The organism is Prevotella sp. ne3005 (assembly GCF_900110085.1).
Classification (GTDB): Bacteria; Bacteroidota; Bacteroidia; order Bacteroidales; family Bacteroidaceae; genus Prevotella.
The window spans coordinates 39,205-55,225 of sequence record NZ_FOCK01000006.1; the positions used below are offsets into that span (position 1 = coordinate 39,205).

Annotated in this window: 14 protein-coding genes; 6 read left to right on the forward strand and 8 right to left on the reverse strand. The window is 46.8% G+C overall.

What is annotated here, in order from left to right; translation table 11 throughout:
- Positions 1-6 precede the first annotated feature (6 nt).
- Positions 7-456 carry a type I restriction enzyme HsdR N-terminal domain-containing protein gene (locus BMY16_RS09805; RefSeq protein ID WP_091842076.1) on the forward strand — a complete coding sequence of 150 codons (450 nt, stop codon included), beginning with the start codon at positions 7-9 and terminating at the stop codon, positions 454-456.
- Positions 457-458: 2 nt separating this feature from the next.
- Here the strand turns inward: BMY16_RS09805 and BMY16_RS09810 are convergent, their stop codons facing one another.
- Together BMY16_RS09810 and BMY16_RS09815 are read right to left on the reverse strand one after the other, a co-directional pair.
- Positions 459-1,307, reverse strand: coding sequence for a zinc ribbon domain-containing protein (locus tag BMY16_RS09810; RefSeq protein WP_091842078.1), 849 nt, complete (start codon positions 1,305-1,307; stop codon positions 459-461).
- Positions 1,308-1,319: 12 nt separating this feature from the next.
- The gene (locus BMY16_RS09815) at positions 1,320-2,105 is read right to left on the reverse strand and encodes a Nif3-like dinuclear metal center hexameric protein (RefSeq protein ID WP_091842080.1); all 786 of its coding nucleotides are present in this window, start codon (positions 2,103-2,105) and stop codon (positions 1,320-1,322) included.
- A 136-nt stretch (positions 2,106-2,241) separates the two neighbouring features.
- On the opposite strand from BMY16_RS09815, the gene BMY16_RS09820 reads away from it, so the two are divergent.
- A complete protein-coding gene (locus tag BMY16_RS09820; protein WP_170836071.1) occupies positions 2,242-4,044 on the forward strand; it encodes a phosphoethanolamine transferase in 1,803 nt (600 codons plus the stop codon).
- 13 nt (positions 4,045-4,057) lie between these two features.
- Here the strand turns inward: BMY16_RS09820 and BMY16_RS09825 are convergent, their stop codons facing one another.
- Entirely contained in the window at positions 4,058-4,819 is a 762-nt protein-coding gene (locus tag BMY16_RS09825) for a DNA/RNA non-specific endonuclease (RefSeq protein WP_091842083.1), read from the reverse strand.
- 615 nt (positions 4,820-5,434) lie between these two features.
- On the opposite strand from BMY16_RS09825, the gene BMY16_RS09830 reads away from it, so the two are divergent.
- Entirely contained in the window at positions 5,435-6,985 is a 1,551-nt protein-coding gene (locus BMY16_RS09830) for a CotH kinase family protein (protein WP_170836072.1), read from the forward strand.
- Between the two features lie 6 nt (positions 6,986-6,991).
- On the opposite strand, the gene BMY16_RS09835 is transcribed toward BMY16_RS09830, so the two are convergent.
- Complete coding sequence (locus BMY16_RS09835; protein WP_244513035.1) at positions 6,992-7,750, reverse strand: ABC transporter permease; 759 nt, start codon at positions 7,748-7,750, stop codon at positions 6,992-6,994.
- 5 nt (positions 7,751-7,755) lie between these two features.
- Positions 7,756-8,352, reverse strand: coding sequence for an ATP-binding cassette domain-containing protein (locus BMY16_RS09840; protein ID WP_091842088.1), 597 nt, complete (start codon positions 8,350-8,352; stop codon positions 7,756-7,758).
- 88 nt (positions 8,353-8,440) lie between these two features.
- Here BMY16_RS09840 and BMY16_RS09845 point away from each other — a divergent pair, with 88 nt between their 5' ends.
- The 3 genes from BMY16_RS09845 to BMY16_RS09855 are packed head-to-tail and all read left to right on the forward strand — an operon-like array spanning position 8,441 to position 12,501.
- Positions 8,441-9,412, forward strand: a complete 972-nt coding sequence (locus BMY16_RS09845; protein ID WP_411267779.1) for an agmatine deiminase family protein — start codon at positions 8,441-8,443, stop codon at positions 9,410-9,412.
- The gene (locus tag BMY16_RS09850) at positions 9,409-10,296 is read left to right on the forward strand and encodes a carbon-nitrogen hydrolase (RefSeq protein ID WP_091842091.1); all 888 of its coding nucleotides are present in this window, start codon (positions 9,409-9,411) and stop codon (positions 10,294-10,296) included. Before BMY16_RS09845 ends, BMY16_RS09850 begins: the two co-directional genes overlap by 4 nt.
- 12 nt (positions 10,297-10,308) lie before the next feature.
- Positions 10,309-12,501 (forward strand): glutamine synthetase III family protein, encoded by a 2,193-nt coding sequence (locus BMY16_RS09855; protein WP_091842093.1) that lies wholly within the window; start codon positions 10,309-10,311, stop codon positions 12,499-12,501.
- A gap of 57 nt (positions 12,502-12,558) precedes the next feature.
- Here BMY16_RS09855 and BMY16_RS09860 read toward each other — a convergent pair whose 3' ends face one another.
- Genes BMY16_RS09860 through BMY16_RS09870 form a run of 3 tightly spaced genes read right to left on the reverse strand, consistent with a single transcriptional unit; the run spans position 12,559 to position 16,009 of the window.
- Complete coding sequence (locus BMY16_RS09860; RefSeq protein ID WP_091842094.1) at positions 12,559-13,761, reverse strand: glycosyltransferase family 4 protein; 1,203 nt, start codon at positions 13,759-13,761, stop codon at positions 12,559-12,561.
- Between the two features lie 2 nt (positions 13,762-13,763).
- Positions 13,764-14,963 (reverse strand): polysaccharide biosynthesis C-terminal domain-containing protein, encoded by a 1,200-nt coding sequence (locus BMY16_RS09865; protein ID WP_091842096.1) that lies wholly within the window; start codon positions 14,961-14,963, stop codon positions 13,764-13,766.
- Entirely contained in the window at positions 14,960-16,009 is a 1,050-nt protein-coding gene (locus BMY16_RS09870; protein ID WP_091842098.1) for a polysaccharide biosynthesis protein, read from the reverse strand. The genes BMY16_RS09865 and BMY16_RS09870 overlap by 4 nt, the downstream gene beginning before the upstream one ends.
- Positions 16,010-16,021 lie beyond the last annotated feature (12 nt).

Here is a 16,021-nt window from a genome sequence, read left to right on the forward strand (position 1 = left end):
ACAAAAATGTTTCAATTAAACCTACCACCATACCCCATAAAAATCACCGAAAAGGGTGATAAAAGGATGATTTTCGACTTTTTGCGTCGAAAATATGTGGCGTTGACCCCAGAAGAGTGGGTGCGCCAGCATTTCGTACACTACCTCGTTGAGCATAAAGGCTATCCCAAGGGCCTCCTTGGTAACGAGATTGAGCTGAAAGCAGGTGAGAAAAGGCTTCGTTGCGACTCTATCTTATATAATAAGTTAGCACAGCCTCAAATGATTATCGAATATAAGGCCCCCACTATACAAATTCAGCAGAAGACTTTCGACCAGATAACGGTCTACAATCTTCTGCTGAAAGTGGACTATCTGATAGTCAGTAACGGACTGCAGCATTATTGCTGCAAGATGGATTATCCCAATCAAAAATATTGTTTCCTTGAGGCAATCCCGGACTATCAAAATCTATAACATTACTCCATATCGTTGGCATCCGTCGTCTTTTTCGACGAAGCCGACTTACGGATAGCACGCTTACGGGTTTTCTTCTCCTCGCCAGTTGCCTTATCAATCTTCACACCTGCTAATTCAGGGTCAATCATAATACGGCCACAGTACTCACAGACAATAACTTTCTTGTGCATCTTGATATCGAGCTGGCGCTGGGGCGGAATCTTATTAAAGCAACCACCACAAGCATCACGCTGAACGTAGACAACGCCCAAACCATTGCGTGCATTCTTACGGATACGCTTGAAAGAAGTCAACAAACGGCTCTCGATCTTTGACTCCAAGTCCTTCACCTTCTCCTTCAGTTTTTCCTCCTCAGCACGAGTCTCCTGCATAATCTCGTCGAGCTCATTCTTCTTTACCTCCAGATCGCCCTCGCGCTCCTTGATGACCTCCTCGTTGAGAACCAGCTCATTCTGCTTCTCCTGGATACGGGTGTTGGCTTCACGGATTTTCTTGTTGCAGAGTTCAATCTCAAGTGTCTGGAACTCAATTTCCTTAGAGAGTGTGTCATACTCACGATTGTTCTTCACATCATCAAGCTGACTCTTGTAGCGGGCTACACTGGCCTCAGCATCAGCAATCTCGCCCTTCTTCTGGGAGATGGCCTTCTGGAACTCGCTGATTTCGTTCTTGATCTTCTCAATACGGGTTGTCAGACCTTCAATCTCGTCTTCCAGGTCCTGTACTTCGAGAGGCAGTTCACCTCTCAGTGCCTTTTTCTCATCGATTGCAGAGAGAGCTGACTGAAGCTGATAAAGGGTCTTCAGCTTCTCCTCTACTGACAAATCTGTAGGATCTTTCTTTGCCATAATTCAACTATGTTAGATATATAAAATTGGATTCGTACATGTCTCTGCGATGCAGGTCCTGACGCCTGGACAGTCCTTCTGGATAATCTCCTCGAAGACCTCGGCTGTATACTGTTCGCTCTGGTAATGGCCGATGACACATATCTGTATCTGCTGCTCATAGCCAAAGTACTGATGATAGTGCATCTCGCCAGTGATGAATGCATCGGCCCCAGCTTTCAGAGCCTCGTCAAGCAGGAAATCCCCTGCTCCACCACAGATGGCCACCTTTCTGATAGGACGGCGAAGCAACTCATTACACATAGCGCACTCCACACCAAAAGCCTTCTTTACCATGAGAATGAAATCGTCAGCAGCCTGAGGTTCTGCCAGTTCGCCTATAACACCACTACCAGCCTCGATACCATCGACGCTTTTGGAAGCGAAGAAGCCAACATCCTGAAGTCCCAACTTCTGGGCGATGCGGAAGTTCACCCCACCCTTGGCGTTGTCCATATTCGTGTGCATGGATATCACAGCGATATGGTTCTCGATGGCCTTCATCACAGTGCGCTGGACATCCGTCATATCGCTGATGGTTTTCAGTCCACGAAACAACAGCGGATGGTGGCTGACAACCAGGTTGCAGCCCTTCGCGATGGCCTCGTCAATGATGCGTTCGTTGACGTCCAGACACAATAATGCCCCTGAAACCTCCGTCTCTGTCAGTCCAACCTGCAAGCCAGCATTATCCCAGCTTTCCTGCAAGGGCAGAGGCGCGAAACGTTCAAGGGCGCTCAGCACTTCTTTTATTTTCACGCTGCAAAGGTACAACAAAAAGCTGAGACAAAGCTTCTGTACTACAATAAATTAAAGGTTTTTAACAGCCTTGATACCTTCTTTTTTATTATAAATGTGTACTTTTGCAATTAAAATAATCAATACATCACATAAAATGATTCATACAAACAATCATAGTCGTTTAGAAAAGCTTTTATTCTTCTTCGCATCTCCTGTACTTAATGAATTACCCATCATATTGGTCTTTTTCATTCTTATCAGGACGAGTATCTTTTCATTCTTCAGCGAGGATTTTCATTATTCTGCCGATATGATTGTTTCATATTCTGCAATATGGTGTTTCTATGCCTTCTTGATAAGTGCCTCCATTTATTATCTTGGAAAGGCAGGCTCCATACTGAAAATTGCATGGTACGTTTTTCTCTTTACTATTTATACAATTGCCAGTTTCGTTAGCATTCATTTCAACATGGACTTTAGTCCTACTCTGTTTGTATTGCTTAAAGAGACTAACAATACTGAAACAAACGAGTTTCTGAACACCTATATTTGTTCATCAAACAGTATCAGCGTATATATTAAAACCATCATCTATATTATTATCGCAGTAGCCTTAGAATATGGATACAAGAAACTTCCCCGAATAGTCATAAACACCCCCCCCAATAAGCTTTGGATTTCGTTTTTAAGCGTCTTTATATGTTTGGGGGCCTATTTTAGCGTCGGGGAGATAATTTTCCGTTTTTTCTACAATTGTAACAACAGTATAAATGAGAGCGATGCTACAGATCTGATCGAATATCCTGCCACAGACATCTATACTCGTTTTCTTTATTCATGGTATGTAACAAATGCTTCTTCTGATGTCATCCAACAAGCAATTGCCTCCACTCTTGAGATTGGTGATACAGGAACCACACTTAATGATGCAGATTCGTTAAACATAGTATTAGTCATTGGTGAATCGTATAGCAAAAAACATGCAGAGATCTATGGTTATCCATTACCCACCACACCACGCCTGATGGAATTATATAATCATGATAGTCTATTTGTATTTCATGACGTGATAACCCCATACAACTATACAAGCAAGTCGATAAAGAACATGCTTAGTTGCAACAGCATAGCAGATTCAGAGAAGTGGTATAACTTGCCATACTTCCCTACTATACTTAGGAAAGCTGGCTTTGGAGTCTTTTTCTGGGACAACCAATATGACGTGGACCAAGGAATGGTGTGGGAATATGCCCTTAACAGTTACATCCATAACGACAGCATTTCCCAAATAACATACTCCCAGAAAAATAGTGCTACTTTTGAGTATGACGGAGAGTTATTTAAGAACTTCTGTCAGACTAAACTGAATAAGAAAGCACATAATTTTTACATCTTTCACCTAATTGGCCAACATGTGGCGGCAGCAAATCGATATCCTCATTCTGAGCAATATACGCATTTTAATATCAGCCATTATGGAAACAGAAAGGAATCTTTCCTTGACAATGAGAGAAAACAAAAGATAGCCGACTACGATAACGCCACCTTATATAATGACGCTGTGATTTATGAAATCATCAAATTCTTCTCAGACAAAAACACTCTTCTCGTTTATTTGTCTGATCATGGAGAAGAAGTATATGATTATCGGGATATTATCGGACGTAACTATACTGACAATATCACATGGAACTATTTGGAGTGCCAATTTCAGATACCTTTCATCATCTGGTGCTCTAACCAATATCGACAAACATACCCAGACATGATTGACAACATAAAAGCAGCTATTAACAAGCCTTTTATGACGGATAACCTCTGCCAACTATTCTTCAACATAGGAGGCATCCAAACTGTCTATTATCACAAAGACCGCGACTTGCTGAGCCCACACTACGCACCGAAAGACAGGCTCATCAAAGAAACAAAAATAAACTACGAAGATTACAAGAAATAGAAACGCTTTTGTTTTACCAGTCGCTTAGGCGGGCCTCCGCCTCTACCCTCGCCTCTGTCTGGTCGTCGAGCGAGGGGAAAAAGTCGATGCCTGTAAGGCGTTCTATCTCGTCGACGGAGCGAACGGCCTCAGTCATCTTCTGCTTCACGCCCTCATTGCGATAGACGAATCCGATGGCTTTTGCCCTACCCTGACGACAAAGCACCACCTTGAAGAAGGCTTCAGGCACGCAGACCTTATTCTTTCCGATGGTCTTGGGCGAGCTGTTCTTGCTGTAAAGCGGCCCACAGACGATGTCGATGGCACCATATTTGCGCGCCCAGTCCCTGCAGAGGATCTCCAGATCGTTCCACTCGTACTTGTTCAACCCATGGTTCTGAGGGCAGATGTTGGTAAAGAGGAACGACTGGGTCATGGCCACCTTGTCCCATTTATTATCGCCAGCAGGGCACATGTGGCCTCTGTCATAGCGCGAATTATAGTAGTCCATATTCGTGGCGCGATGCCCTCTGGCGATGTCCTCATCTTCTGCGAACACCTCATTCTTACGCTGGTTCTTACCATAGGTATGCGCCTTCGTCAGATGCCACGCCACCCAGTTTGGCGTCTTTGTCTGTTCATTATACGATGTGGTATAGCCCACCCGCTGAAGAATCAGCTCAGGGCGGTCCTTCAATTTGGCTGGCAACTCATATTTCACGCTTCCCTGCCCCTGACAGGCTGTCATCGTCACCATCAGGGCCAGCATCATCATTAAGTATCTTCTCTTTTTCATAACTGTTGGCAAAGGTAATGCAAATAGTGGAGACTGCAAAATAAATTGGGATTAATTTTGTGAGCCTCCCATTAAGCTGGTTTGAAATTCCCCGACAAACCGTCTCATGAGAATCGCGTTTTAGAGCAGAAGCCGATTCGAGGCCGCAAACACGCGAGTTTTGAGCCATCTTCGTAACTAACTGAGAACATGACACTTAGATTTTTGAATAGTGTTTTGAGCTCGAAAAGATGCTTTTTTAGACAGCAAAACAACTTGTTTTGCTTCGTAAAAGACTATCTTTTGGCCCAAAAGGGATAGGGTTTAGTCGGAGTAAACCTATACTTTACCCGGAGTAAAGTCCTACTTTAGTTACGGCAAACCTCTACTTAGTCGTAATATAACTCCGAATCGGTCCAAAATCCACTCCTCGTTTCTCTAGATTGGCAAAAAAGTCAGATACTTTTTTAGGCATATATTCTTTACAAATCAAAACAGCTTACAAAGGGGTCCAGAGCCTATAAGCAAGACTGAGGAACGAAAGAATTACAGCTTTTCTCCTTTTTTTTACCGCTAATGAGTTCATAATCCAATAATTTTATGTACCTTTGCATTAAAATTGGGAAAGATCAGACAATGAAACAAACATTCATATTAGCTATTTTGGCCGTTTTGCTATTCTCTTGCCACGAAGATGAGGATTCTGCAGAGAGGGATAAAACCGACTTCCTGCAGTATGCCTTTTACGAGCAGGGCAATCCGAAAAGCAAGTCCGAAGCCTTTTTGATCCAAGATGGTACCATCCATATCATGGCAGTCCAACATTCAAATTTGACTTCACTTATCCCAGAATATACTATCAACGGCAGAGATGTATATATAGAAGACACCAAACAGCGTTCGGGCTGGAATGCGTTTGATTTTTCCGACTTCACCAATCCCATCACCTATCGCGTCGAATCTTCTCAAGGTGAAGAGAAAGACTGGAAGGTGAATGTCTACGACCTGCCCGTCATGATGATCAACACCCCAGACGGAGAACCCATCGTCGACAAAGAAGTCAGGAAAGAGGGCTGCACCGTCAAACTGGTGAACCTTGACGGAAGTATTGACGATCTAGGGACAGCAGGCATCAGAGGAAGAGGGAATACGACGTGGGTACTAGACAAGAAGCCCTATAACGTCAAGTTCGACAACAAGCATGCTATTCTGGGGATGAACGAGAGCAAGAACTGGGTTCTGCTGGCCAACTGCTACTACGACCGCACCCAGCTCCACAATGCCACAGCCTTTGAAATGGCAAGGCTGACAGACTTCCCCTGGGTGCAATCAGGAAGATTCGTCGAACTGATTCTAAATGGCACCCACCTCGGCCTATACTATCTCTGCGAGAAAATACGCGTCGAGAACGACAAGATAAACATCACAGAGATGGATCCAGAAGACCTCAGCGGTGAAGCGCTGACAGGAGGATACCTCTTAGAGAGCTATGTCGACTTAGGGGACTATTACTTTGACGGGTATCCCTTTCAAACAGACTACTTCAACCGCACAGGATACAACCTGAACTGTTGGCTGGCTTGGGAGATCAAAGACCCGGAAGGCGACTTCTCCATCCCCAAAGAACAGCTTGACTATATCAAGTCTGCCATGAACAAGATGGAATCCTTGATTTATGACGACAACAAGTTAATGACTGGAGCCTATCGCGACTATCTTGACATTGAGACGGCAATCAACTGGTATCTGGTACAAGAACTCAGCACAAATGAGGAGACTACAAGAACCAAGAATCTCTACCTATATAAAGATAGGAACGACAAATTCCGCTTAGGTCCGCCTTGGGACTTTGATGCCTGGAGCTTTGGGCAGTCAGCAATAGAATGGCATAACTGCAACAACTGGTGCCTCTATTATCGCCAATTGCTAAAAGACCCCGTCTTCGTACAACGATTAAAAGAGAAGTGGGCCATTTACAAGCCTCTCTGGGAAGAGCTGATCCCCCTGTTCATTGACACCCATATGAACATGATTCTTCGCTCTGCATTAAGAAATGAACAGATGTGGCCAGACTGGTCAGACGGGAACCTTTACCCAACCTTCTCTTACGAAGTATGCGTAGGAGAAATGAAAAAAGCTTTCTATCAGCAGCTCTATTGGCTTGACGCCCAAATAAGTGCCTACTGATTCTGGCTACATATTACTCTGACGGCCAGCGCCCAACTTGTCTGCCAGCAGGATGGTGAACCCCAGAACAAGGATGGAGGCAGAGACGCAGCCTATCGTCATGAAGAGCATCAGGACGAAGGCATTGATGGGCGTAAGACCACCAAGAAACATGCCAACGAGGAGCAAGGGCATAGACGTGAAGCCCAAAACAGAGAGATTGGAAATCGTAGGCTGGACAACAGCCAACAAAGCCCTACGCATAAAGGGCTGAAGAGCCTTCTGATGAGAGAGACCATTGCCACGCAAGAACTCATACTGCTCATGATCGGCCTTCAGGGCAGAGAGATAAGTGCTGAGTCCACGAATGAGCATCGTGACAGAATGGCCCATCAAGAGCGCCATCACTGGCACAAACCATCGGGCATCGAAAGCCCGCACAGGCAATACCAGCACCAGAAGCCACATCCCCACCAGAAATACACCCAGGAACAAGCCTACGGCAATAGCTGGCATGAGCTTACGCCCTTTAAGAGCACAGCGCTTCTGCACCAGCCACGATGAGCCTACAGCCGTTGCCACGAGCCACACCATCGACAACCAAGGGCTGTCAACCTTGAGAATCGCCCACACCAGAAGGCAGAGCACCAGCAGCTGAACCACCATACGGACAATAACCGCCACAAACTTCACGAGTTTACTGCGTTCCAACAAGTAAAGGGCCCCTGCAGGAATCAGCAACAGCAGGAGGGCGAGAAAGGTATGTAAAACGAGTCTTGTATCCATCACATTTATCTATTATCTAAACTTATCACTTGGTCTGCATAGTCTATAACCTGAGGCTTTCTGCTGGCTATCAGCACCGTCTTGCCTTGTGAAGCCTGCTGGCGAAGCAGTTCGATCATGCGCATCGTCAGCTCTGGCGTCAGATAGGCAGCAGGTTCATCGGCTATCACGATGGGCTTATCTGCAGCCTCCCTCAGTGTTTTCTCCGCCAAAAGGAAGATATCCTCAGCGTTCATGGGCTCAGGCTGCTGTTCCTCGATGGCAGAAGGCATAACGTTGTTCCATACCGCAAACTCCTCTGGCTCAGGCTCTTCAGGCTCCGGCTCGCGCAGCTGATGCGCCAGAAGACTCATCTTCTGAGGCAGATAGACCATCATCTTACGAAAGGCATGAGCAGAATAAACGGTGAGCAATTCGCCATCAACACTCACAAAGCCTTCGCTAACAGGCAGGAAGCCCATCAGCGTACGGAGCAGAACCGTCTTTCCAGAGCCCTCAGGCCCAGTGACACAGGTTAGCTGTCCGTCTCTGGCAATCAGCGAGATATTTGAGGCCAGCACCTCTTCCCCAACCTTGATTGTAGCGTCTTTAAACTCTAACATCTGAATTATTTTCGGCAAAAATACTAAAATTATATGAATTATGAATGATGTATTATGAATTATTTTGTACCTTTGCAGCAAATTTTTGATTTTGAAGACTCAGAACGATACACGAGAGTGGCGTTTACCAGCAGAATGGGAGCCTCAGTGGGGCGTGCAGCTAACCTGGCCGCACGCTAATACGGATTGGGCTCCAATGCTCGATGAGATCATTGCCACCTACCGGGAAATGGCCCGTGAGATAGAGAAGCGCGAGGAGTTGCTGGTGGTAGGAGAACCCTCCAACGACACTTGGGCTCGCGATCATGGCTTTATCACCCTTGTGGACGATCAAGGCCACGCCCGACTGCTCGACTTCTGCTTCAACGGCTGGGGCGAGAAGTTCCCTGCCGAACTCGACAACGCCATCAATCGGCGTCTCTACGATGAGGGTAAGGTAAAGGGCGAATACGTGGACTGTCTGGACTTCGTACTCGAAGGTGGTTCCATAGAGAGCGATGGCAAGGGAACGGTCTTTACCACCTCCTGCTGTCTGCTGGCGCCCCATCGCAACCAGCCCATGACGAAAGAGCAGATAGAAGAGCACTTGAAACAAGAACTCCACGCAGAGCGCATCGTCTGGATTAACCATGGTTCACTGACGGGCGACGATACCGACGGCCATATCGACACGTTGGTGCGCATCTGTCCTGACGACACCTTATTATATATGGGGTGCGACAACCCTGACGACGAGCAGTATGCAGAGCTCCATCTGATGGAAGAGGAACTGAAGACCTTCCGCACGATTGAAGGCAAGCCCTACAGGCTGTTGAAGCTTCCCATGCCAAGGCCCATCATCTTCGAGGGCGAGCGACTGCCAGCCACATATGCCAACTTCCTCGTCATCAACGGGGCCGTACTCTGCCCCACTTACGCCCAGCCAGACCTTGACGCAGAAGCCCTGCGACTTATTGGTGAGGCTTTCCCTGAAAGGGAGATTGTGGGCATCGATTGTAGAAGTATCATCAAGCAGCACGGATCGCTCCATTGCTGCACCATGCAATATCCAAGCGTATGAGAGAACTGAAGATAGGATTCCTGCAGCAGCATAATACTGCAGACACCAAAGACAACATACTGCGATTGGCAGAAGGCATCAGAGACCTGGCCAAGCGGGGTGCAGAACTCATTGTACTGCAAGAGTTACACAACTCGCTCTACTTCTGTCAGACGGAGAACGTGGACAACTTCGACCTTGCTGAGCCTATCCCTGGGCCTTCCACCAAGTTCTTTGGAGAGTTGGCCAAACAGTTTGGTGTGGTCATCGTCACCTCGCTCTTCGAGAAGCGCGCTCCAGGACTCTATCACAACACAGCTGTGGTCTTAGAGAAAGACGGCACCATCGCAGGCACCTATCGTAAGATGCATATTCCTGACGATCCTGCCTACTATGAGAAGTTCTACTTTACTCCTGGCGATCTCGGTTTCCATCCTATCCAGACATCCGTGGGTCGCTTAGGTGTCCTCGTATGCTGGGATCAGTGGTATCCTGAGGCAGCCCGTCTGATGGCTCTCCAAGGAGCAGAGATGCTCATCTATCCCACCGCCATTGGTTATGAGTCGAGCGACACACCAGAGGAGCAACAACGCCAGCGTATGGCTTGGCAAACAGTACAAAGAGGGCACGCTGTAGCCAACGGGCTCCCTGTGATCACCGTCAATCGTGTGGGGCACGAACCCGATCCTTCTGGTCAGACGAATGGCATCCAGTTCTGGGGCACCAGTTTCGTGGCTGGTCCTCAGGGCGAGATCGTCTACGAAGCCTCTACCGATGAGGAAGAGAGCATCATCGTTGAGATGGATCTCGACCACTCCGAACAGGTTCGTCGCTGGTGGCCCTTCCTTCGTGACCGTCGTATCGACGGGTATACAGATATCACAAGAAGATTCATAGACAAATAACAACCATAAGATATGTCAAACCTACTCAGATTCCAAGTTGTAGAAGAAGCCTTTAAAAAGAAGGCCATTGAAGTATCAGCACCCTCAGAGCGCCCCTCTGAATATTTTGGCAAGTATGTGTTCAATCGTCAGAAGATGTACAAATACCTGCCAGCCGATGTGTATAACAAACTCATCGACGTCATCGACAACGGTGCACGCCTTGATCGCAGCATCGCCGATGCTGTGGCCTTAGGCATGAAGCAATGGGCCTTGGAGATGGGGGCCACTCATTATACCCATTGGTTCCAGCCTTTGACAGAAGGGACAGCCGAGAAGCACGATGCCTTTGTAGAGCACGATGGTAAAGGTGGTATGGTGGAGAACTTCAGTGGCAAATTGCTTGTACAACAGGAGCCCGACGCCTCCAGCTTCCCTAATGGCGGTATTCGTAACACCTTCGAGGCCCGAGGTTACTCTGCTTGGGATCCCACATCGCCAGTGTTTATCATAGACGATACACTTTGTATCCCCACCATATTCATCTCATATACTGGTGAGGCACTTGACTACAAGGCCCCCCTACTCCGTTCACTCCACGCAGTGAGCAAGGCAGCTACCGATGTGTGCCAGTTCTTTTACAACGACGTGAAGAAGGTCCAGGTGAACCTGGGTTGGGAACAGGAATATTTCCTCGTAGACGAGGGACTCTACTCTGCCCGTCCTGACCTGGTCATGACAGGTCGTACGCTGATGGGCCACGAAAGTGCCAAGAATCAGCAGATGGACGATCACTATTTCGGAACCATCCCCGATCGTGTACAGGCCTTTATGAAAGATCTTGAGATTCAGGCTTTGGAGCTCGCTATCCCCTGTAAGACACGCCATAATGAGGTGGCCCCCAACCAGTTTGAGCTCGCCCCGATATTCGAGGAGTGCAATCTGGCAGTAGACCATAACATGCTACTCATGTCGCTCATGAAGCGTGTGGCCCGCAACCACGGATTCCGTGTGCTGCTCCACGAGAAGCCTTTCGACGGTATCAACGGAAGCGGTAAGCATAATAACTGGAGTCTTACAGCTGACAATGGCACTCTGCTCCACGCCCCTGGCAAGACACCTGAGGAGAACTTACGTTTTGTCACCTTCATCGTGGAGACGCTGATGGCCGTCTATCGCCATAATGGTCTGCTGAAGGCTTCAATCATGAGTGCCACGAATGCTCATCGTCTTGGTGGCAACGAGGCGCCTCCGGCCATCATCAGCAGTTTCCTGGGCAAGCAGCTTACAGAGTTGCTCGACCATATCGAACTCTCAGACAAGGAGGATCTCTTCAATCTGAAGGGCAAGCAGGGTATGGAGATAGATATTCCCCAAATTCCTGACCTCATCATCGACAATACCGATCGAAATCGTACGTCGCCCTTTGCCTTTACGGGTAACCGCTTCGAATTCCGTGCACCTGGCTCCTCAGCCAACTGCGCATCGGCAATGATTGCCCTTAACTCTGCTATGGCCGAAGCCCTCAATTCTTTCAGGAAGCGTGTGAATGAACGTATCAAGAAGGGTGAGAGCAAACTTTCTGCCATCGTTGACGTGCTCCGTGAAGATATCAAGACCTGTAAGCCTATCCGCTTCGACGGAAACGGATATAGCGACGAATGGGTGCGCGAAGCTGCAAAGCGTGGGCTTGATGTAGAGAAGTCATGTCCAAAGATCTTTGAACACTACCTTGACAAGTCAAGCATTCAGATGTTTGAGGCAACCAAGGTGATGAACCGCAAGGAGCTAGAAGCTCGCAATGAGGTGAAATGGGAGACTTATGTAAAGACAGTACAGATTGAGGCTCGTGTTATGGGTGATCTCTCAATGAACCACATCATCCCTGTTGCCACTCACTACCAGTCGCAACTTATCAAGAATGTTCAGGGTATGAAAGACGTATTCCCAACAGAACAAGCCAATCGTCTCTCTGCTCGTAACATGAAACTCATTCAGGAGATTGCCGAACGTACAGAACGCATTGAGCAATTGGTGGACGACCTTACTGATGCCCGTCGCGTGGCTAACCGTATCTACAACATCCACGAGCGTGCCATTACTTATCATGACACAGTCTGCCCCAAGATGGATGCCATCCGCTACGAAATCGACCATCTGGAGATGATTGTAGAAGATGGCCTTTGGTCACTCCCCAAATACCGGGAGCTTCTGTTTATCCGATAAAAGAAAAGGCCAGCCCAATCAAATTGAGCTGGCCTTTAATTTTACAAAGAACGTATTCTACTCCATTATCTCCATCAGATGACGGATGGATTGGTCGAGGTCGAAATGCGACTGTTGATATATCTTTCCACGACGTCCCATCTCAACAAGTTCCGCCTTATCCATCCGAGACATCTCCTTCAGTACTTTAGCCAATCCTTCAGCATCGGCTGCAGGTACACATTTACCACATTGAGCCTCTGTCACAATACGAGGTCCTTCTCCATTCATCATAGCCAATATCGGCTTGGAAGCAGACATATAAGCCTGCAGCTTGGCAGGAGCCGTCAGATTGAAAATACTGACATCTTTAAGAGTCATCAACATCACGTCAGCCTTCTCAAAGAATGACGGCATAGCCTCAACAGGATGACGCCCCACCCAATGAACTGTCGCCTGCAGACCATGTTTCTCACAATATTCCTCTACCCAAGGACGTTTACGACCATCACCGACAAAGACAAAATGGATATTTTTCTCTTCCTTCAACAATCTTGCTGCAGACATGATATGGTCAAAGTCCTGAGCCTCTCCCATATTTCCTGCAAACATAGCTATAAAGCCATCAGGCATTGCTGGCAACCGATATTCTCCATGGCCTTCTAATGCCTTATCTGCCCAATTGGGAAAATAAATCAGTTTATTGGCAAAGTCACCCTTTTCCATTATCGATGACTCAAAACCCTTTGAACTCATCAATATCTTATCAGAGTGACGATAAATCCAAGTTGTCATGCGACGGAAGAAGCCCAGTACCCAAGGATTATTAACCCCTCCTGCTGCTTGCAGACTTTCTGGCCACAAGTCTAGTACCCAGAAATAGAGCGGAATCTTCTGCAGCTTCTTTACAATGACAGCAGGCACTCCTATCATCACTGGGGAGGTCTCATGAATCAGAACCCTATCGAACTTCCCAAATAGCCCCAAGCGGATACTAACTAGGAGGGAAGACAAGAAATAACTGAGATAGTTGAGCAACAGACGGATAACGCCCCCCTGCCCCCTCGGAATGATAAAGGCCCTAATTACCTTAACTCCTCGAACTGTCTCCCTTCGTTTCTTGAAAAAGCCATAGCCTTCGAAGAACTTTCCTCCCGGATAGTCAGGAATAGCCGTCAATACCGTAACATCGTAGCCAAGACGGACTAGTTCGAACGCTACATCATTGCATCTGAAGGTCTCGGGATAAAAGTGATTTGTACAAATAAGAACCTTTTGCATGCTCAGACCTTTTCAAAGAATGTATCGGGATGACTGGAATCAAATATCTCATTACAGTACATCACCGTCACCAGATTCTCCGTCTCAGAGAGGTTGATGATATTATGTGTATAGCCTGGAAGCATGTGGACGGCCTCTATCTTCTCACCAGAGACTTCAAACTCCAAGATCTCATCTGAACCAACCTTACGTTCCTGAATCAAACCATGACCAGACACTACGATAAAGAACTCCCACTTGGTATTATGCCAATGCTGTCCTTTCGTAATGCCAGGCTTTGATATATTGATACTGACTTGTCCACAGTTCAATGTATGGATAAGTTCCGTAAACGAGCCACGATCGTCTGTATTCATCTTCAAGGGAAAGGAAATCTTTTCCTTGGGTAGATAACTAAGGTAAGTGGAATAGAGTTTCTTTGCAAAACTGCCATGAGGAATCTCCGGAATTACCAGCGTCTTGGGTTGATCTGCGAAAGAGTGTATCAGATCCACAATACGACCCAAGGTTACCTGGTGAGTAATCGGACAATAGCAATATCTGCCATCGCCTTTCGGAAGAACTTCAAGCCCATTGAATTCACAACGATGCTCCTTTCCTTCCAAAGCGTCGAGCATCTCCGCAACCAGATCGTCGATATATAGTAATTCCAGTTCTACGGCAGGGTCATTAACCACTATAGGCAGATCATTCGCAATATTATTGCAGAAAGTAGCAACTGCCGAGTTGTAGTTGGGGCGGCACCATTTTCCAAACAAGTTTGGAAAGCGATAGACCAAGACTTTGGCACCTGTTTTCTTTTGATAGTCAAGGAACAAATCCTCGCCAGCCTTCTTGCTACGTCCATATTCCGAGTTTCCGAATCGGCCAGACAAAGATGCCTGCTGGGAAGATGACAGCATCACAGGACAAAAGTTCTCTGAATTCTTCAAGGTATCGAGCAGCACAGAGGCAAAACCGAAGTTACCCTCCATAAACTCGCTTTGGTCCTTAGGACGGTTAACACCGGCAAGATTGAATACGAAATCTGCCTCCCGGCACCAATCGTTTAATTGCTCAGGAGAAGAATCTATGTCATACTCAAAGACCTCCTCAATCTGCAATGCAGGCCTTGTACGGTCTTTTCCATCCCGAATGTTCTTCAGTGCCTCACAAAGGTTCTTTCCAACAAACCCTTTGGCACCGGTCACCAAGATTTTCATATTAAAGAGTTCCGTTTATCCTCCAGCTCACGGCGAATATATTCCAAAGCTGCAATCTTCTCAATGGTCTCTTCGAGTGTCAGCTGTTCTGCATTTTCACTATTGAACTCTTTCATCTCAGCACGACTACTGTCACCTTCGGTGAAATACTTGTCATAGTTTAGGGTGCGATTATCAGCAGGCACACGATTGAAATTGCCCAGATCCTCAGCCTTGGCGCACTCCTCGTTAGTCAGAAGCGTCTCATACATTTTCTCACCATGGCGGATACCAATAATCTTGATGTCCTCCTTCTTACCTCCAAATAAAGCACAAACAGCTTCTGCTTGCGTCTGAATTGTACATGCCGGAGCCTTCTGGACAAGGATATCACCATTCTGGCCTTTTTCGAAAGCAAAGAGTACGAGGTCAACTGCTTCTTCCAAAGACATAATAAAACGTGTCATCCGAGGTTCTGTCACGGTAATAGGGTGTCCTTGACGAATCTGGTCAATCCACAATGGGATGACGGAACCACGAGAACACATTACATTGCCATAACGGGTACAGCATATCTTCGTCTTTCCAGAATATCTGGACTTAGCCACTGCAATCTTCTCCTCAATGGCTTTGGTAATACCCATTGCATTAATAGGATAAGCAGCCTTGTCCGTTGAGAGACATATAACTGACTCGACGCCAGCCTCAATGGCCGCAGTCAGAACATTGTCGGTACCTACCACATTGGTTTTAACAGCCTCCATCGGGAAAAATTCACACGAAGGCACTTGCTTCAAAGCTGCAGCATGGAAGATATAATTGACTCCAGGCATGGCATTCCGACACGACTGCAAATCACGCACATCACCAATGAAGAACTTCAGTTTGTGGGCCTCCTCCGGGAATCGCGCCTGATAGACATGACGCATATCATCCTGTTTCTTCTCATCACGGCTGAAGATTCGGATTTCACCGATATCCGTGGTTAAGAAGCGATTTAACACAGAGTTTCCAAAAGAACCTGTACCTCCTGTAATAAGAAGGGTTTTATCCTTATATATTGACATATTATAAAATGA

Excerpts from the sequence above, each read along its gene's own strand:
- BMY16_RS09825 (WP_091842083.1), bottom strand. The coding sequence starts at position 4,819 with ATGAAAAAGAGAAGATACTTAATGATGATGCTGGCCCTGATGGTGACG.
- BMY16_RS09820 (WP_170836071.1), top strand. The coding sequence starts at position 2,242 with ATGATTCATACAAACAATCATAGTCGTTTAGAAAAGCTTTTATTCTTC.
- BMY16_RS09870 (WP_091842098.1), bottom strand. The coding sequence starts at position 16,009 with ATGTCAATATATAAGGATAAAACCCTTCTTATTACAGGAGGTACAGGT.
- BMY16_RS09835 (WP_244513035.1), bottom strand. The coding sequence starts at position 7,750 with ATGGATACAAGACTCGTTTTACATACCTTTCTCGCCCTCCTGCTGTTG.
- BMY16_RS09865 (WP_091842096.1), bottom strand. The coding sequence starts at position 14,963 with ATGAAAATCTTGGTGACCGGTGCCAAAGGGTTTGTTGGAAAGAACCTT.
- BMY16_RS09810 (WP_091842078.1), bottom strand. The coding sequence starts at position 1,307 with ATGGCAAAGAAAGATCCTACAGATTTGTCAGTAGAGGAGAAGCTGAAG.
- BMY16_RS09805 (WP_091842076.1), top strand. The coding sequence starts at position 7 with ATGTTTCAATTAAACCTACCACCATACCCCATAAAAATCACCGAAAAG.
- BMY16_RS09830 (WP_170836072.1), top strand. The coding sequence starts at position 5,435 with ATGAAACAAACATTCATATTAGCTATTTTGGCCGTTTTGCTATTCTCT.
- BMY16_RS09860 (WP_091842094.1), bottom strand. The coding sequence starts at position 13,761 with ATGCAAAAGGTTCTTATTTGTACAAATCACTTTTATCCCGAGACCTTC.
- BMY16_RS09855 (WP_091842093.1), top strand. The coding sequence starts at position 10,309 with ATGTCAAACCTACTCAGATTCCAAGTTGTAGAAGAAGCCTTTAAAAAG.
- BMY16_RS09850 (WP_091842091.1), top strand. The coding sequence starts at position 9,409 with ATGAGAGAACTGAAGATAGGATTCCTGCAGCAGCATAATACTGCAGAC.
- BMY16_RS09840 (WP_091842088.1), bottom strand. The coding sequence starts at position 8,352 with ATGTTAGAGTTTAAAGACGCTACAATCAAGGTTGGGGAAGAGGTGCTG.